A 21818-nucleotide genomic window follows, 5' to 3' on the forward strand; every position below is an offset into this window, starting at 1 on the left:
CCAGGGATCGTCGAATCCGGGGCCCCACAAGTGATCGCCGACCTCGACCGAGAAGCCTGGGCGCGCGCAGCTTCGGTCGCTTGTCGAGCGGATCGATACGCGTTGGCCCGCGGACGGATCGAACTTCCGCGCCGCCCCGTGGGACCGTGAAGACGTACCCGATCCGCTCGTGGAAGAGGTCGTGAGCTTTCTCCATGACCACGATCTGATCGTCACCGATTTCGATCGGGCCGCGTTGAATCGGGTGGGAAACCGGCTGGACCTGATGGGCATGCGGAATCTTGCCCCGCAACTCGGTCCCACCGAGATTCTCGGGATGATCGCCAGCACCATCGGCGTCGATCGCACATCGGAGCGGGCGACCCACAACGCGCTGGAGTTCGGCTTGCTGCCGCCGCTCCTGGAACGTCTGCTCGACTTCCGACCAGAAGAGAGTCGCTGAACGTTCGGGGTACTCGCTGATTGCACACTGAGAGGTGGGGGGGACAGGCAATGACCGATCAGAACTTCCGGACACCGGAAGGCGTCCTGGCCGCACTGCACTCGCAGGACATCGCGGAGTTGCGGATGCTCGTCGAACGAATTCGACTGCACGAAGGCGAATTCGGATACGTGAAGCGTTCAGAGCCGACCCGGGCGGGCGCCCTGGGATTCGGGTACACGGTCGAGGACCCGCTGGTCGATGAGTCGGTGAGGTGGCTCGACTCGAAGGGTCTCCTGGATCGCGCTTTCGTCGGTGCTGCCGAGCCGGCGGTCGGGCGGCTGCCCGAGCGCGGAGACGTCGGCCCAGTCGTGGCTGCTTTCGATGTCGCCGAGGTGCTGGGTCTTCTGACGAGACTGGTTCTCGCTGATCGATTCTGCGAGGGAGCGCTCGTCGGCGTCTTTGACAACGGAACGATGCCGGCTCTGTTCGATCGTCTGGTCGTGTTGGTCACGGAGTCGTAGGCGCGACACCCGCGCGAAATGTCAGTGGCGCCTGTCACAATCACATCCGAATCGAAGGGCAATCTAGCCCTTCCCTGCGCAGCACCAGGAAGATGATGAACGCCGTAATTCCGTATCTTCGCGTCCTCGCCGGATTCTTCGCCGGAGTCGTGACCTGGCTGGCGATCGTCAGCCTCGTGCAACTCGACTTCGGCTCCGTCGGGATCTCCCTGATCATGGCGGCGGGCCTGTGGTATCTCGCCGTCGGTCGACCGATTCGCAACCACTTCGCCAGGATCAAGGCCGAGAAGGACGCCCTGGCCGCCCGCGCCCAGGCCGGGCACGAGGCGTTCCTTGCCGGCGATACGTCCGCGGCCTTCGCCCCGCCGCCGGAGGCGCCAACGAAGCAGCCTGTTCGCCGGGGTGTCGTCATCGCATCCGCAGTGGCTGCTGCGTTCGTCCTGATCGGGATCATCGGCGACATCAGCGATGGACTCGACCATGACTCGTCGACGGAGGACACCAGCAGAACGCCCGCGACGCTGGCACCGCCACCCGCGGTCCCCGCCGCCCCGGCCGGGCTGGCGCCGCTCGCACCGCAGCCGACCTCGGCGGCGTCGGCCGGTCGGGGAGCTGCCCAGGCATTGATGCCGAACGTGAAGTGCATGAATCTGCAGAAGGCGCAGGACACGATCCAGGAGGCCGGAGTCTTCTACTCCCGGAGCGAGGATGCGACCGGTAAGGGCCGGATGCAGATCTCGGATCGCAATTGGGTGGTCGTGGAGCAACGCCCCGCAGCGGGCACTCCGATCGCCGAGGGTGATGCCGTGCTAGCGGTGGTCAAGTACGGGGAGCCCGGGGACTGCTCCTGAGGCGTCCCGTTGACGAAGCTGGCACCAACACAGGGGGGATTGAGGATTGGCAAGTTCGATGGACGATCTGGATGAACTGCTGAGTCGGGCGCGAGGTGCCGCGCGGGCATTGTCCGACGAGCTCGAGTTTGCGCTCGCGCTCGTCCTGGAAGAGGAATCCCTCGAGGTCGACCTCCAGTCGCGCGTACGGGCCTGGAACCGTGCCCGCACCGAACTCGCGATGGCCGTGTTCGGCGAATCCACACTGCCGGCGGGCGGGCTGGCGGCCTGTGAGACCGCCATCGTCGACCGTCGTCGCGCGGTGCAACTCGAAGAGGAGTATCAGCAGGCGAAGGCGGAGCTCGTCTATCTCGAGCAGTCTCCCAGTGGGCTTGCGAGTGAACTCGCGGCGCTGCTCGACAGCAAGAGTGAGCGGGTAGCGAAACTCGAAGCCGAACTGTCTGCCATTCAGCCGCCCAAACCCGTGCAACCGCCGAAACCCGTGCAACCGGCCAGGCCTGCTCCGGTGGTGCAGTCGAATCCCAAACCGGCCCCGCCGGTACCGGTTCCACAGACGCAGGCGAAACCGACGACGACGCCGGTGCCGAAGCCCGCTCCGGCGCCGCAGCCGAAACGGTGTGGAGTGTGCCTGGTCGTCAAGAACCTGTCGCGGTTCGAGTCCGGCTGGCGCTGTGCCACATGCCTGCACCTGGAGAAGGAGATCGCTTCGGCCCGAAGAGCCCTTGCCGCGCTCGGAGCGCCGCCGTTGGAGAAGGCGGTGCCGAGCGAGGTTCCTGGGATGGCGAAGATCCGCGCGGAGGGTCGCGACGCGATTCATGCACTCGCCTCAAGACACCGCCAGCTACCCACACCCGTGCCGTCCCGGGCGGTGACCGGCCCGCCGCGGAAGATGCCGCAGAAGGCGGCAACCGCGCTCGGCAAGCAACGGCGGAACGGGTCTCGCTGATCGAGAACCGGCCCGGCCAAGGATAAGTGGGGGACAGGTTGGACGAAGCTGACGATCGCCGCACCGATGCCGAAGCGCTCGCCGCGGGCATGCACGTCGACAAGGAGCGCGTCGCCGAGATCGCGCGTCGAGTGGCGCAGCGCTCGGCAGAACTGAACCGACGCCTCGCCCAGGGGTCGGGCGAGTGAGAACGCGGCAAACGCCTGAGATTGTCGGAGGGCTCCACTAGAGTCGAAAGCATGTTCGATACGGGGGTGTTGGCTGAGGCGGCGGACGCGGATGTGGCCGCCGTCCTCGTCGAGCGGCACGCCCGTATCGCGCGTGAACAGTTCAGTGAGATCGATGCGGTGACAACGCTGTTCGTCACCCGCTGCGAAGAGGATGCGCGTCTCGGTAGGAACGAGGCGCACCACGGCGAGTTCGCGCACGTCGAGGTGGCCGGCCTCCTCGGGCTCACTGAGGTGTCCGCCCGGCGAATGATCGGGCTCGGCTGTGACCTGCGGTGGCGACTGCATCAGGTTCGTGCCCAGTTCCAGGCTGGGCGGATCGACCTCGCGAAAGCCCACGCGCTGTCGGAGGCGCTGGCGAATGTCTCCGACGACAAGCTGGAGAAGATCGAGCGCTGCCTGCTCGACGGTGCGGCGCAGTCGACCACCACGCGACTGAAGGAGCGTGCCCGACGTCTGATTGCGAGGCTCGACCCTGACGGCGCGCGAGAACGGCGCCGACGTGCTGTCGAGGACCGCGACGTGAGAGTAATTGCTGGCGACCACGCGATGTCGCACCTGGACGGACTGCTGCCCGCCGAGGGCGGTCGCATCCTCGCAACCCGACTCCGGGCCATGAGCTTCGACGTCTGCGGACACGACCCACGGACCCATGCGCAGCGCCGGGCAGACGCGCTCGTCGCTCTCGCCGCCGGCCACACCCACCTCGAGTGCCGCTGCGGCAGCGTGGATTGCACCGCCCGCACCGACACCACAGCGAAGAACCGCGCCGGCGTCCAGGTACAGGTGCTCGTCGGAGTCGATGCGTCGACACTGCTGGGACTCGACGACGCCCCCGGGTACCTGTCGGGACACGGCGCGATAGACGCCGATCTGGCCCGCGAACTCGCTGCGGACGCCACGTGGAAGCAGGTCCTGACGCTTTCCGCGGCAGATCGAGCCAGGCTCACCGGCGACAGCAACACCGGGCCGGTGCTCGGGATCGGACCGACACTTCCGTCCCCCGAACAATCTCCACAATCGCTCGCTTCCAGAACGCGAGAACGATTGCGGGCAACAACCTATCGTCCGAGCTCCCAATTGGCGGACATCGTCAGGACACGGGACGGCGTGTGCCGCTTCCCGAACTGCGCCGCGCCCGCCACCGCATGCGACCTCGACCACACGGTCCCGTTCGATCATGAGAACCCGGATCGCGGCGGGCTCACCGTCGAGTCGAATCTCGCGTGCCTGTGCCGGACCCACCACCGGATCAAGACCCTCGGCTACTGGACCGTCCGCCAAGTCGGGCAAGGCCGGCTCGAGTGGATCGATCCCACCGGTCGGACCAGCGTGACATATCCGCAAGGACCGTTCTCCGATTCGGACCCGCAACCGACTCTCAGCGCCGGGCTCGATTCCCGACTCGTCGATCGGCTCACCGACTCACGAACCCTTGCACGGCTCCGGTACTCGAAAGCCGAACTCGACCTCGACTATCTCGTCGAAAGCTGGTTCCCCGCAAGCCTTCGAGGGCGTCGAGCCGCGCCGCCACCGGAGCCGCCCACGGTCGTCGAGTGCGACGACACCGCGCCCTTCTGAGCCCGGTGCATCGAGCCGCGGAAGGGCCGAGGCGACTCCCTATCCGCCGCGACGATTTCCTATCAGCCCAGCCATCCCTGGGGGCCCCACACCGAACCCGGGTGATCGCGCTCCGCCAGCGCCGAGAACACGGCGGTCAGCTCCTCGTAGTCGGCGTCGTCGAAGAACCTATCGAAGATGAGCTGCGCGACGTTGTCCATGAGGTCGAGCGGCAGCGCGATACCGTGCACGGTCGCCACATGCAGGCCGGCGAGGATCGCCTCGTACGGTTCGCCGCAGGATGCGGTGTTCCGGACCAAGCGCACCAGCTGATCCGGCGCCGAATCCACTGCCTTGCACAGGTCGTTCGCCGTCGGAATCACCAGATTCCTCGGATAGTCGTCAGGCAGTTCGTTGAACACCACTCCGTCGCCGCTCAGCGGATACGCGGTGACCACACGTGGCTCCTCGTCCGGCCGGCGCCGCCACACCACGCACACCCAGACACCGTCGAACTCGCGTTCGTCGAACACCGTCCAGCCGATGACCGTCCGCGATTGCGGTTCTACCGTCGTCGACTCGATCCGGGCCATCACCGTCTCCCGGGACCAGGTGGCGGGAAACTCCGTCTTGCCGGGAAGCCCGACCCCCGATCCGTGCCCGCCGGCGGGAGGGCGGTGCAGGGCTGCGACGAAGTCCTCCGCGAGTTCCCGCGACGTGGGGGTCGCGACGGGCTCGGGGTGTTCCTCGGTCCAGTCCTCCACAGAGTTGCGCCGCAGCCATTCCTGCGGTCCGAGATCGGCGATCTCGTCCGCGAACAGGCTGACGACCGGCAGCGGGTGCGCGTGCGCGGGTGCGCCCAGTCGGTCGCAGAGAGCGCGGATGCCCTCGTGCGGCACGACCACGCGATACACCGGTTCCGACAGCACCGGGACGGAACCGGAGTCGTACGCCGCAAACTCGAACCCGTCCCTGCCCGCGCCGATGAAGAGCTTCCGGCCGTCCGGATCCGGACCGATCCCGTGGAAGGTGGCGTCCACTTCGGCGGGGCACTGCACGCCGAGCGTGTCGTGCCGCGTCGTCCTCGGATGGGCGCCGGATGTTCGATCCGCCTGCCAGAGAACCAGATCGAGGAAGAGCTCGCGGACCAGGCGTCGATCGTCCGCGTCGAGATCCTGTGCCTGCACTTGCGCGAGGACTGGACTGTCGTCGACCCCCGACGGCCGAAACAGCGCGTCGTGAGCATCGCACCACCCCGCGACAGTGCCACCGGCGCTGTCGATCACCGCCTGGATGACTGCCACCCGATCGGCCTCTCGAAAGTTGTTCCGGCCCAGCGGCTCGACGCGCACGGAGGACTCGGGAATCAGCCTCCAGCCCGTGTATGGCCCGATACTTTCCCGCACCCGAGGATCGGTCCGTTCGTCAGGCTTGACGAAGTGATCCCAGATGTCGTGCGCACTCGCCGGCCGGGCATCGAGCAGGCCACTGTGATCGTCGAGCCTGTCGAGCAGTTCGTCGAGTACTTCCCGGGTCGGGACTGCGGTATAGCGGCGTGGATCCTCGCCCCGGGGCCAGACGCCGTCGACGCCGGTGAGGTGGTAGACGACCTCCGGGTCGGGTGAGGCTACCAGCGCGTCGTCGTTGAGCATTGTGATCTCGATGCGGTCGGCCGCCGGCTGCGCGAGATGCAGCCAGAGCGCGCAGGCGTCGGAATAGTGGAACGCCGATGCCGCAGATTCGACGGCCGCAGCATGCGGCGCGGAGATCGAACTGGGCCGCACCGCTCCGCTGGCACCCCAGCGCGCAGGATTGTGTGTGTGGACGATTCCGCGCCGCGGTCCCACGGCGTACTCCAGTGTGGCGATGCGTTCGGCGGCCGAGCCGGTCATGCTTGTTCCTCCCCTTGATCTGCTTTACGAAATATGTCGGTGCGGGCGCGGGCACCCCCCAGCGCTCGCGCCCGCCCGATCGGGCCCTCTACTGGAGGGCGACTCGTGAGCCGCTCGAGAACATCGAGTCGTGCAGTTCCATCTCGGCCGGCGCGGTGTCGGCGGGCATGTCGTAGACGACCTTCATCGTCACCTTGTTGCCCGGGTTGATTTCGTCCCAGACCGAGACGTCCGAGTCGAGGGCGATTCCCGCCGACGTGTCGGCGGTGAACTTGCGCCCCTGGGAGTCGTACAGCTCCTGGTCGCTCGGGCTCAGTCCCTTCGGCTTGTCCGAGGTGTTCTGCACAGTCATCGTCACGATCACGAACTGTCCCTGCGCCTTCTTGGTGAGGAACGGGTTGTCGCCGACAGTGCCGAGCCCCGTCTCGACGTCCGTGACGACGAACTCGAACTTGCCGTCACGGACCGGTGCGTTCAATCCGGGCAGGGCCTTCTTCGCGGCCGGTGCCGGTGCCGGTGCCGGTGCGGGTGCGGGTGCCGCCGGAGCCGCGGGTGCTGCCGCGTCGACCGCGACGACGTCTGCTGCCGCTGCCTGACCGTCGGCGGGTGTCGCGTCGTCCTTGCCGTTGCTGATCGCGCTGATCACCACGACGGCGGCGATGGCACCCACCACCCACGGCCACTTCTTGGACTTCTTCTTCGGCGGCTGGACCGCCGGGGGAGTGGCCGGGAACTGGTTGGGCTGTCCGGGCAGGGGATTCTGGGGAGCGGTCATGGTCGACCTTTCTGATGGATGTCGAATGGGATGGAAGCTGGGCGTCAGTCGCCCAGTGAGAGCGCGACGCCGTTCTCGGCTTCGGCTTCGGTGAAGGACAGGCCGCCGCGGTGGGCGATCTCGACCTCGTAGAACTTGCTGCCGCGCGGGACATCGGTGACGGTGAAGTCGAAGATGCAGTAGCCGGAGCTGCCGCTGCTGCCGGTGAAGTGGCCCTTCGCCAGCAGGGTTCCGGACTCGTCCGAAACCGTCACCGCCGCAGAGGAAGACAGATCGCTGTATCCGCCGGCCCCGGCACACGTGAATCCGGTCGGAAGTCCGCTCGAGGTGGTCTTGCCCGTGAGCGTGATCATCCCGGTGATGTCGAACGAGCCGGGTGCGCTCGCGGCCCGGACGGCGGTGACGACACCGAACGCGATGCCGACTGCCGCCGCGGTCGCGGCGACGCCGGCACTCAGTCCGATCCAGAACGGCCGCTTGCCCGACGGCTGCGTCGACGGGGTGTCGACGACGGTCGTTCCAAGCGGATCGGACGAGGGCTCGGGCCCGAGAAAAGCGGTCACAACGGACTCCCTGGTTCGGTTGAGGTGATGACCACATCGTGAGGACCGGAGAAGCGCAATGCCAAAGAGATTCCTGATAACTGGGGTTATCAGAGGTGGCGATTTGACCTTCGATGGCCATTGCGGGTGCCCGGTACTGTTTGCCCTGTTGTGTTGTTGTGAGGGAGGACATAGCAGTGATCGAAAGCCGCGCGCTGACCGAGAACGACTGGGAGCAGATGGCCCTCGACGTTCTCGGTGAACTCGGGTGGAGGCCCACTGCGGGAGCGGACATCGCGCCCGGTTCGGGTGAACGGGCATCGTGGGACGAGCTTCTGATCGTGCCGCGCCTGCGCGCGTCGATCGCGCGGTTCAATCCGCAATTGCCCGACCACGTCGTGGACGAGGCCGTCGCCGCCGTCGCGACGGCAGGGTCGACCGATGCCATCGCGGAGAACGAGGCGATCCACCAGTTCCTCACCGAGGGGCTCCGGAAGATCACCTACGTCGACGAGTCGGGTGAGGAGATCACCCCGACCATCCGGCTGCTGTCGGCGGAACCCGACGACAACGACTGGCTCGCGGTCAACCAGGTGACGCTGGTGAAGGGCGACTATCACCGGCGATTCGACGTCGTGCTGTACCTGAACGGGATGCCGGTCAGCGTCATCGAGCTCAAGAAGGCCGGAGCCGAGAACGCCGGCCTGGTCCAGGCGCACGCACAGCTGCGGACGTATCTGAAGGAGTTCCCGCTCGCCTTCAGGTTCGCTGTCTTCAACGTGATCTCGGACGGAATCACCGCGCGGTACGGAACGCCGTTCACGCCCTTCAACCACTTTTCGCCCTGGAACGTCGACGACTACGGCACCCCCGTCACGACCGAGACCCTCACCGACGGCACGACGCCGCTCGACACCGCGCTGTACGGACTGTTCAACCAGGAACGCTTCCTGCAGCTGCTCCGCCACTTCACCGCCTTCGACCGGGACGAGAACGGTCTGCTGAAGCGGATTGCCAAGCCGCACCAGTACTTCGCGGTGAGCAAGGCGGTCGGCAAGACGGTGCAGGCGGTGGCCAGCAACGGCAAGGCCGGCGTCGTGTGGCACACCCAGGGCTCGGGCAAGTCCATGGAGATGGAGTTGTACGCCAACCAGGTGATCCGACACCCGGCGCTCGCCAACCCGACGGTCGTGGTGATCACCGACCGCACAGAACTCGATGGCCAGCTCTACGAGACGTTCCTGCGGTCGCGGCTGCTTCCCGAACAGCCGCAGCAGGTGCGCAAGCGCGAGGAGCTCCGGCAGGAACTGTCCGGCCGTACCACCGGTGGCATCTACTTCACCACGTTGCAGAAGTTCGGTCGCACCAAGGACGAGCGGGATTCCGGTGCCAGCCATCCACTCCTGACCGCCCGCCGCAACGTCATCGTCGTCGTGGACGAGGCGCACCGCAGTCACTACGACAACCTCGACGGCTACGCACGACACCTGCGCGACGCACTGCCTCACGCCACGTTGATCGCGTTCACCGGTACGCCGATCTCGTTCGAGGACCGCAATACTCGCGACGTCTTCGGCGACTACATCGACATCTACGACCTGACCCGGGCCGTCGAAGACGGCGCCACCGTTCCGGTCTACTTCGAGAGCCGGCTCGTGAAGGTGTCCTTCGCCGAGGATGTTTCGGAACAGGATCTGGATGCGTCGGCCGACGAGGCGACCATCGGGCTCGACGACACCGAACGTGATCGCATCGAGAAGAGCGTGGCGGTCATCAACGCCGTCTACGGTGCCCCTGCCCGGCTGAAGAAGCTCGCAGCGGACATCGTCGAGCACTGGGAGATCCGGCGGGCCGCGATGCGTGCCTTCGTCGATTCCGAGGACAACCCGACCGCCACGGGCAAGGCGATGATCGTCGGAGCCACCCGCGAGATCTGCGCCAACCTGTATCGGGAGATCGTGGCGCTGCGTCCCGACTGGCACACCGACAGTCTGTCCACCGGCAGGATCAAGGTCGTCTACTCCGGAAACCCCAGCGACGAGCCGCCGATCAGCGACCACGTGCGTCGCGACTCCGAGAACGCCGCGATCAAGAAGCGCATCAAGGACATCGACGACGAACTCGAACTCGTCATCGTCAAGGACATGATGCTCACCGGCTTCGACGCGCCGCCGCTGCACACGATGTACCTCGACCGGCCGCTCAAGGGCGCCCTGCTGATGCAGGCGCTGGCGCGGGTGAACCGCACCTTCCGCGGCAAGCAGGACGGCCTGCTCGTCGCGTACGCGCCGTTGGCCGACAATCTCGCGCACGCGCTGGCCGAGTACACGGAGACGGATCAGCAGCAGAAGCCCATGGGGCGCGACATCGACGCCGCCGTCGACACCGCGAAGAACCTCATCACGATCATCGAGAACATCCTGCACGGCTTCGACTGGCGGTCGCAGCTTCAGAAACCCGGTCCGCGAGCCTACTTCGATGCCGCCAATGCGACAGTCAACTATCTGAGGGATCCGCGCAATCCCGAGAACCAGGTGGGGGAGGGTGAGGAGACCCTCGCGGCCCGCTACCGCAAGTTCGCGTCGCAACTCTCGCGGACCTGGGCCATCTGCGGTAGCCACGAGGCGCTCCGCGAGCAGGCCCCGATCGCGCAGTTCTTCGAGGAAGTGCGCATCTACATGGCCAAGTGGGATGCGGAGGAACGCTACGCGCGTGGTCAGGCCGTGCCCGAGGACGTCCAGCGGGCACTGCGGCAGCTGATGGCGGCGTCGGTCGAATCCGGTGAGGTCCTCGACATCTACGACGCGGCCGGGATGCCGAAGCCCTCGTTGGGTGACATCAATGTCGATTTCATCCGCAAGGCGCAGGAAGCGAAGAACCCCAACCTCGCGATCGAGGCGTTGCGGAAGCTGATCAACGACGAGGCGCAGAAGGCCGCCAAGCACAACGTGATACGGCTCCGCGCCTTCTCGGAGAAGCTCCAGTCGTTGATGGTGAAGTACACCAACAGTCAGCTCACCTCCGCCGAGGTGATCGCCGCGCTCGTCGAGATGGCGAAGGAGGTGGCCGCCGAATCGGATCGAGGCAACCGATTCACGCCGCCGCTCGACGACAACGAGCTCGCGTTCTACGACGCTGTCGCACAGAACGAGTCGGCCGTCGAGGAACAGGGGGAGGGCAAGCTCGCGGACATCGCCCGCGACCTCGTGGCGGTGATGCGTCGTGACGCGTCGACCGACTGGACCGTCCGAGAGGACGTCAAGGCTCGCCTGCGATCACAGATCAAGCGCCTGCTGACCCGGCACGGCTATCCGCCGGATCGCCAGCCGGCCGCGATCAAGCTCGTCATCGAGCAGATGGAGGCCATCGCCCCGACGATGGCGGCGTGAGCGGCGGACCGGCTGCGCCCTCAGTGCAGCCGGTTCTGTGCGGCCTCCAGGCCGAGCTGGAGGACCAGTTCGGCAGCGTCGGCGGCTTCCTCGCAGACCAGGTCGAGTTCCTTGCGTTCGACGCTCGAGAACGGCTTGAGCACGTAGTCGGCGGGATCCTGACGTCCCGGGGGCCGGCCGATGCCGACGCGGGTGCGCAGGTAGTCCTTGGTGCCGAGGGAGTTCGAGATCGAGCGCAGCCCGTTGTGGCCGCCCTCGCCGCCGCCGAGCTTGAGGCGGATGGTGCCGAAGTCGAGGTCGAGCTCGTCGTGCACGACGACGATGTTCTCCGGCTCGACGGAGAAGAACCGGGCCAGACCGGATACCGCACCGCCCGACAGGTTCATGTACGACCGGGGCTTCGCGAGGATCACCTGCCGCCCAGCGATCCGGGTCTGGACGATCTCGGCGCCGCTGCGCTTGTGGGCGCTGAACTTTCCGCTCACTCGCCCGGCGAGCAGGTCGGCCACCATGAATCCGATGTTGTGGCGGGTCTTCTCGTACTGGGGCCCGGGGTTGCCCAGGCCGACCACCAACGCGGTGCCGTTCTCGTCGCTCACCGAGGTGTCCTTTCACGATCCGTGTCGTACGACGGCAGCGTCATACGACTGCAGCGCTACAAAGCAACGGCGCGCCGAACCCGAATCGGGTTCGGCGCGCCGCACGACGTTCAGTGTGGAGCTGCTCAGGCCTCTTCGGCCGGAGCCTCGGCAGCGGCCTCGGTGGACTCGGCAGCCTGAGCGGCAACGATGTTGACGAGCAGCAGATCCGCATCGTCAGCCAGGGTTGCACCCTTCGGCAGCGTGACGCCACCGGCGAGGAACTGGGTGCCGATCTCGGCGCCCTCGATGGAGATCTCGACATTCTCGGGGATGTGCAGCGCCTCGACCTCGAGCTTGATGGTGTTGGCCTCTTCGGTGACGAGCGCGCCGGGAGCAGCGACACCGGTGAGGACGACGGGAACCTCGACCGAGACCTTCTCGCCCTTCTGGACGATCAGCAGGTCGGTGTGCTCGATGTAGCGGCGGATCGGGTGGACGACGACCGACTTGGTCAGCGCCAGCTGCTCCTTGCCGTCGACCTCGAGCGTCATGACGACGTTGGTGCCGTGTGCGCGCAGGATGGCGGCGAACTCACGAGCCGGGAGGTTCAGGTGCTGCGGGTCGGTGCCGTGGCCGTACAGGACGGCGGGAACCTGGCCATCGCGACGAGCACGACGGGCGGCACCCTTACCGAACTCGGTACGCGCGGAGGCTACGAGGCGATTGGCGTCAGACATTTTGAACGGCTCCTACAACTCACGTGAGATTTCGCTGGCGGTCGGTCGTCGTCGCGGGGAGAGGCGGACGGACACGGACGGCCGGGGAGCAGTGCAGACTGCTCGAGCGGAGCCGTAGCCGCGTCGATCACGGTGATTCAGCGTGAAAAAGTTCTTCGCGAATCGCCCTCGCCGAGACAACTTGAAACACTCTACCGGACGGCCTGCGGAAACGGGAATCGGCCCGGTCGACGGCGATGCGTCGACCGGGCCGATTCGGCGAGGGGTGGAGCGTCAGGCCTTCGCGGCGCTCTGTCCGGCGCGACGGCCGAAGAAGCTGCCGTCACCGAGGGACGCGCCGCTGGCGTAGCCGCCGGCCGAGACGCCGGAGGTGCAGCGACCCGCGGCGAACAGGCCCGGAATCGGCTCGCCGGAGACGTGCAGGACCTCGGAGTCGACGCTGGTGCGCAGGCCGCCGAGCGTGAAGCCGCCGGTCATGCCGCGCAGGTCGATGGCCGCGACGGGCGAACCGATCGGCTTGACCCACTCGGCCTTCTTGCCGAACAGCGGATCCTCGCCGTTCGCGGCGTGGCGGTTGTAGACGTCGACGGTGGCCTGCAGCGCGCCGGCGGGCAGACCCATCTCGGCCTCGAGTTCCTCGACGGTCTCGGCCACCCACTTGGGCTGGTGGCGCAGCTGCGGGCTCGACGTCGGACGGGTCATGCCCTCCTCGTACGCCTCCTCGTCGATGACCAGGAACGACTGGTTCTGGTTCTCGATCAGCGTGGCCTGGCCGACGCGGCCCGGGTAGGTGTCCTCGTTGATGTAGCGCTGACCGCGGCCGTTGACCAGGATGCCGCGGATGAACAGCTGCGGATCGCAGAAGAACGCGACCTCGGTGGCGTCCATGTGGGCCAGGTCGGCGCCGAGCGCCTGGGCCATGCGGATCGCGCGACCGTCGTGCTCCTCGATGGAGGCGGCCGGGCGGCCGATCAGACGCGGGGCGTACGCCGCGAGCATGTCGTCGTTGTACGCGAAGCTGCCGGTCGCGAGCACGACACCCTTGCGGGCGCGGACGGCGACGTCCTTGCCGTACTGCTTGGCCTGCAGGCCGACGACGCGGCCGTGGGCGTCGACGATCAGGGCCTGCACGCGCATGTCGTACTCGGCCTTGACGCCCAGTTCGGCGGCCTTGTCGGTGAGCGGCTTCATGAGCATGTAGCCGCCGCCCTTCTCGCTGCTCACGTGCTTGTCCTGCATCTGCGGGACGTGGCCGCGCGGCGCCGGCGGGATGGTCGCGTTGAACGGGGCGGAGTTCTCGCCGCCGGTGTACTGCAGGCCGTCGTCGCCCGGCGGCTCCCAGCCCGGCTCGCCCCAGAAGCTCATCTTGAACGGGACGCCACACTCGTCCGCCAGCCAGTGGTAGTGGTCGACGCTGCCCTCGCAGTAGGCGTCGATCTTGGCCTCGTCGACGCCCGGGCCGAGCGCGGCCGTCATGAACGCCTTCATGTTGTCGACGGTGTCCTCGAAACCGCACGCCTTCTGCAGGGGGGTTCCGCCGCCCATGTAGATGAACCCGCCGGCCATCGCCGCGGCGCCGCCCCAGCCGCCGGTGCGCTCGAGCACCAGGACCTCGGCACCCTCCGTGGCGGCAGCGACCGCAGCGGAGGCACCGGCGACACCGAATCCGGCGACGACGACATCGGCCTCGTAGGCCCATTCGGTGACTTGATCAGCCTGGATCGGTCGGATCGGTGTGGCGTCAGCCATGTGGTCGTCCTCTCACGAATGAATGTGTGACACAGATCATTTACACGCGCAAAAGGTTCGACGGCACACACATCCCGCCCAGCGGGAACCCAACTCCGGTACGCCGACGGGCCGGCCGCGACGCACCACCCTCGAGGGGGAGTGCGCCGCGGCCGTTCGGTCAGCCGTTCGGCTGATCGTTCTTCGGGGGATCCCCCTCACCCTTGTCGCCGCCGTCCCCCTTGTCTCCTCCGGTATCGGTGTCGCCCGTGCCCGGATCCTTGGTGCCGTCCGGGTCCGTCCCCTCTCCGGTTGCGCCGCCGTCCCCGCCGGGGGCGGAACCGGGATCCGTCTTCTCCTCGTCCACGGGATTGCCGGAGTTCGGATCGGCCGGCGGTTGCTGCTGATCGCCGACCGGTGCGGGTGACGGCGGCGGGGGCGGGGTTCCCGGCCCGGCGTTCTGGCCGCCGCCGGAGCCGCCGGTACCGGTACCGGCGGCCGGTTGGTTCGCGCCACCTCCGGCACTACCGGCGGACCCACCGGCGCCCGCTTCGCCCGCCCCCGTAGGCGTTGCCTCCGCGCTCGTCGTCGGCGGCGCCGAGGTCGTGGTGCTGGGCGCGGTGGACGTGGTTTCGGGCACCGGCGTCCCGTCGTCGTCGTTGCATGCGGCGAGCAGGAGACCCGCCGCGAGGATGCCCGCCGACAGAACGGCGGCCTTGGTGCGCTGCATAACTCAATTCCTCCCCAGTGATCGGTTGATGCCAGTCATGTGACTACCGGCGCGTCGGGGGAGTTATATGAGCATTGCGAAACAGTTGTCCGAAATGTTACTCGAGGGTCAGATGTGGCCGAAGTGGCCGAAGTGGCCGATGCGCTATCGGAGCGTCGACAGCGTCCTGAGGACCCACTCGATGTCGCCGTCGGAGACGAAGTAGTGCGGCGACGCGCGGACGACGGCGTCGAGACCGCGTGCGCTCATGTCCAGCAGGGTCGACGAGCGACCGCTCACCGTGACGGTGATCCGGTTGTTCGCGAGGTGTTCCCGGACCAGCGCGGGATCGACGCCGTCGACGGTGAAGGTCACGATGCCGCTCCGGTCGACGCCCAGGTCCCGGACCTCGACGCCGGGCATCGCGCCCAGTCCCTCGCGGAGGGAATCGGCGCGATCGGTGATCGCCCTTGCGGCGTAGTCGATTCCGATGCCCAGGAGGTAGTCGACCGCGGCGCCGAGGCCGAGCCTCGCCGCGACGTCGCACTCCCACAGTTCGAAGCGGGTCGCGTCCGGCGCGGGCCGGTAGTCGTCCGCCGAAATCCATTCCGCACCATGAAGATCGAGGGCCGACGGCGTCAGTGATCCGGCAAGTTCGGTCCGCAGGTACAGGAATCCGGTTCCGCGTGGGCCCCGCAACCACTTTCGCCCTGTCGCCGACAGTGCATCCACCCCGAGGTCGTCGACGTCGATCGGAACCTGCCCGATCGACTGGCACGCGTCGAGCAGCACCAGCGCGCCGTGCCGGTGCGCGAGTTCGACGACCTCACGTACCGGGTTGATCAGCCCGCCGTTGGTGGGCACGTGGACGAGCGAGACCAGTCGTACCCGGTCGTCGAGCATCCGGTCGAGGGCGTCGAGATCGATCCGGCCACTGGGATCGCTCGGCACCACCTCCACCGTCGCCCCCGCCGCGCGGGCGCGGTGCAGCGCGGTGATCGCGTTGCTCGCGTACTCCACCCGTGAGACCAGGATCCGGTCGCCGGCGCGCAACGGGACGGCCCCGAAGAACTCGCACCACGCCCGCGTCGCGCTGTCGACCAGGGCGATGGCGGCCGGTGTCGCGCCGATCAATCGGGCGATCGAGCCGCGGACGGCGGCGAGGTCGTCGGCGCGCTCGTCGGCCGCGACGTACCCGCCGACCTCGGCCTCGCGGCGCAGGTGCCCGATGACGGTCGAGAGGACCGGCTGCGGCGGTAGCGACGATCCGGCGCTGTCGAGGAACACCCGCTCGAGGCATCCCGGGGTGTCCTGCCTGAGCCGTTCGAGATCGAGCACGGCAATTCCTCCTCATCGGTAGCCACATCGGGGAGCGGGCTCTACCCTCGAGAAGGACGCTCGACCGCCCCCGAGGGGAGGATGGCATGGTTGTCGCTGTCGAGTCCACCAGTCTGACGTCGCGCCCCGCAGCGGAGTCGTACGTCGGCGGTGTCTGCTTCAAACTGGGTCCGCCGAGGCTGATCGGCGCGGAGCTCGAGTGGCTCACCGCGCACCACAGTCCTGCTCCCACGCGCCCCGGGCTGGCTGCCATCGCCGCAGCTCTCGGCCCCCACGCACCCCGATCGCTCGTGCCCGATTCCCCCGCTCTACCACTGCCGGCAGGCAGTCTCGTCACCGTCGAACCCGGCGGTCAGATCGAACTCTCCAGCGCTCCCCGTGACAGCGCCTTCGCGCTCTGCGAAGCCCTCGCCTCCGACGAACGGGTTCTGCGCCATCTCCTCGCCCGCCGCTCCATCGCCGCCCATTCGGATGCCGCCGATGCGCGCCGCGCGGCTCACCGACTCCTCCAGCTGCCCCGATACCGGGCGATGGAGGAGCGCTTCGAGGACATCGGCCCGTTCGGCAAGCTCATGATGTGCAACACCGCCGCCGTGCAGGTCAGCGTCGACGCGGGTGCCGATGTCGACGAGGTGGCCCGTCGGTGGAACCTCCTGCACGCCGTCGGGCCCGCGCTGCTCGCCGCGTTCGCGTGCTCGCCGCGGCTGTGTGGCATTCCGCCGGGGGACTGGGCGTCGCAGCGGATGCGTACGTGGCTCGAGTTGGACCCGCCGCGCACCACCGGAACGGCCGACGTGACGCTCGATCCGGTCGGTGACTACGCGCGCTGGGTCCTCGACGTCCCGCTGCTGTGCGTGATCCGGGACGGGCCGTGCTGGACGGCGCCACCCGGCGCGACGTTCGCGGACTGGATCGACGGCGTGCTCGACGACGAACTGGACCGCCGGCCCACCCACGCCGACCTGGACTACCACCTCACCACCGTGTTTCCGCCGGTGCGCGCGGTGGGTCACCTCGAGGTGCGGTATTTCGACGCCCAGCCGGGGGACCAGTGGCGGTTCCCGATCGCGGCGATCGAGGCGCTGTCGACCTCGCCGGACGCGGCGCTCGCGGCCGTGGGTGTGGGAACCACGACGCGCGGCCGGTGGTCCGACGCGGCCCGCTTCGGGCTCGGGGACGGTGAACTGCGCACCGCTGCGGGCGATCTGCTCGAGCTCGCCGCCGAGTACGCACCCGACCGGGGGTTGGCGTCGGGCCTCGGTGCCGCCGCCGCGCGATGTCGCCGCGGGCAGTGCCCGACGGGGGAGCGGTCGTGACGGGGGTGCGCGAGCAGTTGGAGGCGGCGCTGCTGCGGGCCCGGGGACGCAGCAACTCCCTGATCGAGTGCGTCGACGATGCCGATCTGGTGGCCCAGCACTCGCCGCTGATGAGCCCGCTGGTGTGGGACCTGGCGCACATCGGCAATCAGGAGGAGCTGTGGCTGGTCCGCGACGTGGGCGGCCGCGAGCCGGTGCGCCGCGACATCGACGAGCTGTACGACGCGTTCAAGCACGCGCGATCCGCGCGTCCGACGCTGCCGCTGCTCGGGCCCGCCGAGGCGCGGCACTACGTCGGTCAGGTTCGCCGCAAGGTATGGGATGTTCTGGACGCGAGCAGTTTTCGTGGGCGTCGGCTCGAGCAGGACGGTTTCGCGTTCGCGATGATCGCGCAACACGAGCAGCAGCACGACGAGACGATGCTCGCGACCCACCAGTTGCGGAAGGGACCCGCGGTGCTCACCGCGCCGCCGGTCCGGGCCGCCCGCCGGCCGGTGACCGAGCGCGAGGCGGTGATCCCCGCGGGGGAGTTCACGATGGGGACCTCGGACGATCCGTGGGCGCTGGACAACGAGCGTCCCGCGCACCGGGTGCATGTCGAGGAGTTCGCGATCGACACCGTCCCGGTCACCAACGCCGACTACGCGCACTTCATCGAGGACGGCGGCTATCGGCGGCGGGAACTCTGGAGCGAGCGTGGGTGGCGGCATCGACGCGAGTCCGGGCTCGAGGCGCCGCTGTTCTGGACCGGTGATGGCGGCGGGAACTGGTGGCGGCACCGTTTCGGGATCCTCGAGCCCGTTCCCCCGGACGAGCCGGTCGTGCACGTCTGCTGGTTCGAGGCCCAGGCGTACGCGCGATGGGCGGGCAAGCGGCTGCCGACCGAGGCCGAATGGGAGAAGGCCGCACGGTGGCACCCGGTGAGCGGGCGCTCGCGCCGCTTCCCGTGGGGCGACGACGAACCCGACCGGACCCGGGCGAATCTCGGGCAGCGCCATCTGGGCCCTGCGCCGATCGGCTCGTACCCCGCGGGCGCGTCCGCGCTCGGGGTGCAGCAGTTGATGGGCGACGTGTGGGAGTGGACGTCGTCGTCGTTCACCGGCTACCCGGGGTTCGCGGCGTTTCCGTATCGCGAGTACTCGGAGGTGTTCCTCGACGGCGACTACCGGGTGCTGCGCGGCGGCTCGTTCGGCACCGACCCGATCGCGTGCCGGGGCACCTTCCGGAACTGGGATCATCCGATCCGGCGTCAGATCTTCGCCGGTTTCCGTTGTGCCCGGGACGTGTGATGTGCCGGCACCTGGGCTACATCGGACCGACACGATCCGTTCGTGAGGTGGTCTCGGCGGGGGAGTTCTCGCTGCTACGGCAGTCGTGGTCGCCGCGGGACATGCGCGGCGGCGGCACCATCAATGCGGACGGGTTCGGCGCGGCGTGGTGGGGGCCGACGTTGTCGCGGTACCGCAGCGCGATGCCGATCTGGTCGGATCCGGCGTTACCCGAGATGCTTTCGCGGGTCCGCTCGCATGCGGTGCTGGCCGCGATCCGCTCGGCGACCGTCGGGATGCCCGTCGAGCGCAGCGCGTGTGCCCCGTTCGTATCCGGGCATTGGGCGTTCAGCCTCAACGGCCGCATCTCGAACTGGCCCGAGTCGATGATCGGTCCCGCGGCCGGGCTTCCCACCGTGGATCTCCTGGGGCTCGAGGCGCCCACCGATTCGGCGCTGCTGTGGTTGCTCGTGCGCCACGCCCTGCGCGACAACAGCCCCGAGGTGGCGCTGATGCAGGTGACGACGGCGGTCACCGAGGCGGCGCCCGGGTCGCGGCTGAACATGCTCCTCTGTGACGGCCGGCAGCTGTGGGCGACCACGTGGGACCACTCGCTCTCGGCCCTCGTCGACGACGACCGTGCGGTCGTCAGCTCCGAGCCCTACGACCGTAACCACAACTGGAAGGAGATTCCGGACGCGTACATCGTCACCGCGCGTCCCGGCCACCTGATCACGACTCCGCTGTGAGCGTCATCCGAGAAGGTTCTGGAGATCGGAGAGGTATGAGAGCACCGACCCTGGAAGTCCACATCACACCCGACGAACTGGCGGCCGCGCTGCGCGGCGACGCGGCCCGGGGGCTGACGGCGACCCCCAAATGGTTGCCGCCCAAGTGGTTCTACGACGCGCGGGGCAGCGAGCTGTTCGAGCGGATAACGCGGCTGCCGGAGTACTACCCGACGCGGACCGAACGGGCCCTGCTCGAGGAGCATGCCCGCGAGATCGCGGCCCTCGCGGCTCCGCAGGTCCTGGTGGAACTGGGGTCGGGTTCGTCCGAGAAGACGCGACTGTTGCTCGATGCACTGGGCACCCGGGGCTCGCTGGAGAAGTACGTCCCGCAGGACGTGTCCGAGAGTGCCCTCCGCGATGCGACGCACCGGATCGCGGCGGAGTTCCCGGAGATCGACGTCCACGGGGTGGTGGGGGACTTCACCGACTCGCTGCACCACCTGCCGGGCGGCGGACACCGGATGATCGCGTTCCTCGGTGGAACGCTCGGGAACCTCGTGCCGGACGAGCGCCGCGTCTTCCTGGCCGGTATCGCCGACGTCCTCGACCCGGGCGAGCATCTGCTGCTCGGCGTCGCGCTGGTGACGGATCCCGCGGTGCTGGTGCCGGCGTACGACGATGCCGCCGGGGTCACCGCCCAGTTCGACCTCAACGTGCTGTCGGTGTTGAACAAACAATTGGGGGCGGATTTCGACCTGGACCGGTTCCGGCACATCGCGCTGTGGGACCCGGTCGAGGAGTGGATCGAGATGCGACTCGAAGCCGACACCGCGATGAGCGTCCGCGTGGCCGACCTCGGTCTGACGGTGCCGTTCGCGGCGGGCGAGCAGATCCGTACCGAGATCTCGGCGAAGTTCCGCAAGAACGGCATCCGCGCGGAACTCACCGCGGTCGGCTTCGACGACGTCCAGACCTGGACCGACGCGGACGAGCGGTTCGCGCTGGTGTGTGCCCGCCGGGGCTGACTACTCAGCGGCGTACGGATCGGGCAGCGTCAGCTGCATGTAGGTCATGTCCAGCCAGCGGTCGAACTTTCGCCCCACCTCGGGCATCTGCGCGACGATCCGGAACCCGAAGCGCTCGTGCAGGGCGATGGATGTGGTGTTCGACGACTCGATGCTCGCCACGATCACGTGGATGCGCGCGGCGCGGGCCCGGTCGATCAGCTCCGCCATCAGCGCAGTGGCGATACCCCGCCGGTGATAGTCGACGTGCACGTACACCGAGTTCTCGACGGTGTGGCGGTACCCGCTCTTGGGCCGCCACACCCCGTACGACGCGTAGCCCGCGACCGTGCCGTCGATGTCCGCGACGAGGATCGGGAAGCCGAGTCGGCGGCGGTCGTCGAGCCACCGCCGCCGCTCGTCCAGATCGGCCGGCGCGTCGTCCCAGTTCGCCGTCGTGTTGGCGATCGCCTCGTTGTGGACCTCGAGGATCCCCGGCAGATCGCCCTCGACCGCGTCGCGAATCAGCATGCCGACCGATCCCTGTCTACTCGCCCGCGCTGCGGCGCGCCTTCTCGAGCGCCGCCAGCGTGCGGAGGATGGTGGCCTTCTGGCTGTTGAGGTCGTTGAGGCGGGCACGTGCCGCCAGACCCTGGGCGGCCTCGGCCAGTCCGATCTGTGTGTCCACCTTGGTGAGCTGGTCGAGCAGGCCCGTCACCCGCTCCTCGAGCGCGGCGACGTCGAGCTTCTTCGCCGGTGCAACGGCAGCGGTCGGGGCGGGGGCCGGCGCGGACGATGCGGTGCGGGGACGCGCGGGTGCCTTGCGGGCCGGAGCCGACTCGGCCTCGAACGCGGTCACGATGCGAGCGGCCTTGGGGCGCATCGACTTGCGGATGAGCGCCGGGTCCGGCGGCTCGGGCAGACGGATCTGGTTCAGGGCCGCGCGGGCGTCGCGGGCGTTGACTCGCCATTCGCGCTCTTCGTCGTCGTCGGACTGCAGCGTGCCGCCGATCGGGCGCAGGCCGTACATGCCCATGAACTTGCGGGCCTCGTCGATGACGGTCTCGTGCTCACGGCAAACCTCACAGCGCGGTTCGTTGCGGAACACTTCGATCGATTCGGCGCTTCCACACCACACACAAGACCCGGGAGTCCATCGGCGAACCGGTTGCGGATTCGGAACAGAGGCGGCGGCGGGGTTTTCCAGGGTCTGCGCGTCGATCACGACGAGCCACAATAAGGCACCGCTCCGACCCCGGCTACACCGAGGTCCACTTTT

Annotated in this window: 21 protein-coding genes; 11 read left to right on the forward strand and 10 right to left on the reverse strand. The window is 68.1% G+C overall.

Translation table 11 applies throughout. The annotated features are described in order from the left end of the window. Window positions 1-169 precede the first annotated feature (169 nt). From HUN07_RS07535 to HUN07_RS07560, 6 genes are all read left to right on the forward strand, one after another. A complete protein-coding gene (locus HUN07_RS07535; RefSeq protein ID WP_174908873.1) occupies window positions 170-442 on the forward strand; it encodes a hypothetical protein in 273 nt (90 codons plus the stop codon). Window positions 443-492: 50 nt separating this feature from the next. After that, complete coding sequence (locus tag HUN07_RS07540) at window positions 493-945, forward strand: DUF6508 domain-containing protein (RefSeq protein WP_174908875.1); 453 nt, start codon at window positions 493-495, stop codon at window positions 943-945. A gap of 92 nt (window positions 946-1037) precedes the next feature. After that, window positions 1038-1796: a PASTA domain-containing protein gene (locus HUN07_RS07545; RefSeq protein ID WP_254622837.1), complete on the forward strand. Its 759-nt coding sequence runs from the start codon at window positions 1038-1040 to the stop codon at window positions 1794-1796. Window positions 1797-1854: 58 nt separating this feature from the next. After that, window positions 1855-2742, forward strand: coding sequence for a hypothetical protein (locus HUN07_RS07550; RefSeq protein ID WP_174908877.1), 888 nt, complete (start codon window positions 1855-1857; stop codon window positions 2740-2742). A gap of 26 nt (window positions 2743-2768) precedes the next feature. Beyond that, complete coding sequence (locus HUN07_RS07555; RefSeq protein WP_174908879.1) at window positions 2769-2930, forward strand: hypothetical protein; 162 nt, start codon at window positions 2769-2771, stop codon at window positions 2928-2930. A gap of 21 nt (window positions 2931-2951) precedes the next feature. After that, entirely contained in the window at window positions 2952-4550 is a 1599-nt protein-coding gene (locus HUN07_RS07560) for an HNH endonuclease signature motif containing protein (RefSeq protein WP_254622838.1), read from the forward strand. A 62-nt stretch (window positions 4551-4612) separates the two neighbouring features. Here HUN07_RS07560 and HUN07_RS07565 read toward each other — a convergent pair whose 3' ends face one another. From HUN07_RS07565 to HUN07_RS07575, 3 genes are all read right to left on the reverse strand, one after another. Then, a complete protein-coding gene (locus HUN07_RS07565; RefSeq protein ID WP_174908881.1) occupies window positions 4613-6421 on the reverse strand; it encodes a hypothetical protein in 1809 nt (602 codons plus the stop codon). 88 nt (window positions 6422-6509) lie between these two features. Further along, window positions 6510-7196, reverse strand: coding sequence for a DUF4352 domain-containing protein (locus HUN07_RS07570; RefSeq protein WP_174908883.1), 687 nt, complete (start codon window positions 7194-7196; stop codon window positions 6510-6512). A 44-nt stretch (window positions 7197-7240) separates the two neighbouring features. Further along, a complete protein-coding gene (locus HUN07_RS07575; protein WP_174908885.1) occupies window positions 7241-7759 on the reverse strand; it encodes a hypothetical protein in 519 nt (172 codons plus the stop codon). Window positions 7760-7935: 176 nt separating this feature from the next. On the opposite strand from HUN07_RS07575, the gene HUN07_RS07580 reads away from it, so the two are divergent. Further along, the gene (locus HUN07_RS07580) at window positions 7936-11127 is read left to right on the forward strand and encodes a type I restriction endonuclease subunit R (RefSeq protein ID WP_302675477.1); all 3192 of its coding nucleotides are present in this window, start codon (window positions 7936-7938) and stop codon (window positions 11125-11127) included. A gap of 20 nt (window positions 11128-11147) precedes the next feature. Here the strand turns inward: HUN07_RS07580 and pth are convergent, their stop codons facing one another. The 5 genes from pth to HUN07_RS07605 all read right to left on the reverse strand — a co-directional run bounded on the left by pth (window position 11148) and on the right by HUN07_RS07605 (window position 16220). Further along, the gene (gene pth / locus HUN07_RS07585; protein WP_114718270.1) at window positions 11148-11726 is read right to left on the reverse strand and encodes an aminoacyl-tRNA hydrolase; all 579 of its coding nucleotides are present in this window, start codon (window positions 11724-11726) and stop codon (window positions 11148-11150) included. Between the two features lie 125 nt (window positions 11727-11851). Beyond that, window positions 11852-12445, reverse strand: coding sequence for a 50S ribosomal protein L25/general stress protein Ctc (locus HUN07_RS07590; protein WP_174908889.1), 594 nt, complete (start codon window positions 12443-12445; stop codon window positions 11852-11854). Between the two features lie 273 nt (window positions 12446-12718). Further along, a complete protein-coding gene (locus HUN07_RS07595; protein ID WP_174908891.1) occupies window positions 12719-14194 on the reverse strand; it encodes an FAD-dependent oxidoreductase in 1476 nt (491 codons plus the stop codon). Between the two features lie 160 nt (window positions 14195-14354). Further along, complete coding sequence (locus tag HUN07_RS27585) at window positions 14355-14903, reverse strand: hypothetical protein (protein WP_174908892.1); 549 nt, start codon at window positions 14901-14903, stop codon at window positions 14355-14357. 144 nt (window positions 14904-15047) lie between these two features. Then, window positions 15048-16220, reverse strand: coding sequence for an aminotransferase class V-fold PLP-dependent enzyme (locus HUN07_RS07605; RefSeq protein ID WP_174908894.1), 1173 nt, complete (start codon window positions 16218-16220; stop codon window positions 15048-15050). An 86-nt stretch (window positions 16221-16306) separates the two neighbouring features. Between HUN07_RS07605 and egtA the strand changes: the two genes are divergently transcribed. From egtA to egtD, 4 genes are read left to right on the forward strand one after another with little or no spacing between them, the layout of a single operon-like run. Continuing rightward, window positions 16307-17536: an ergothioneine biosynthesis glutamate--cysteine ligase EgtA gene (gene egtA / locus HUN07_RS07610; RefSeq protein WP_174908896.1), complete on the forward strand. Its 1230-nt coding sequence runs from the start codon at window positions 16307-16309 to the stop codon at window positions 17534-17536. Beyond that, the gene (egtB, locus tag HUN07_RS07615; RefSeq protein WP_174908898.1) at window positions 17497-18825 is read left to right on the forward strand and encodes an ergothioneine biosynthesis protein EgtB; all 1329 of its coding nucleotides are present in this window, start codon (window positions 17497-17499) and stop codon (window positions 18823-18825) included. Before egtA ends, egtB begins: the two co-directional genes overlap by 40 nt. Beyond that, window positions 18825-19553, forward strand: a complete 729-nt coding sequence (gene egtC, locus HUN07_RS07620; RefSeq protein WP_174908899.1) for an ergothioneine biosynthesis protein EgtC — start codon at window positions 18825-18827, stop codon at window positions 19551-19553. The genes egtB and egtC overlap by 1 nt, the downstream gene beginning before the upstream one ends. 35 nt (window positions 19554-19588) lie before the next feature. Beyond that, entirely contained in the window at window positions 19589-20560 is a 972-nt protein-coding gene (gene egtD / locus HUN07_RS07625; protein WP_174908901.1) for an L-histidine N(alpha)-methyltransferase, read from the forward strand. Here the strand turns inward: egtD and HUN07_RS07630 are convergent, their stop codons facing one another. Together HUN07_RS07630 and HUN07_RS07635 are read right to left on the reverse strand one after the other, a co-directional pair. After that, a complete protein-coding gene (locus HUN07_RS07630; RefSeq protein WP_114718279.1) occupies window positions 20561-21070 on the reverse strand; it encodes a GNAT family N-acetyltransferase in 510 nt (169 codons plus the stop codon). It abuts the gene before it with no gap. Between the two features lie 16 nt (window positions 21071-21086). After that, window positions 21087-21764: a hypothetical protein gene (locus HUN07_RS07635; protein WP_114718547.1), complete on the reverse strand. Its 678-nt coding sequence runs from the start codon at window positions 21762-21764 to the stop codon at window positions 21087-21089. Between the last annotated feature and the right edge of the window lie 54 nt (window positions 21765-21818).

Source organism: Rhodococcus sp. W8901 (assembly GCF_013348805.1).
GTDB lineage: Bacteria > Actinomycetota > Actinomycetes > Mycobacteriales > Mycobacteriaceae > Prescottella.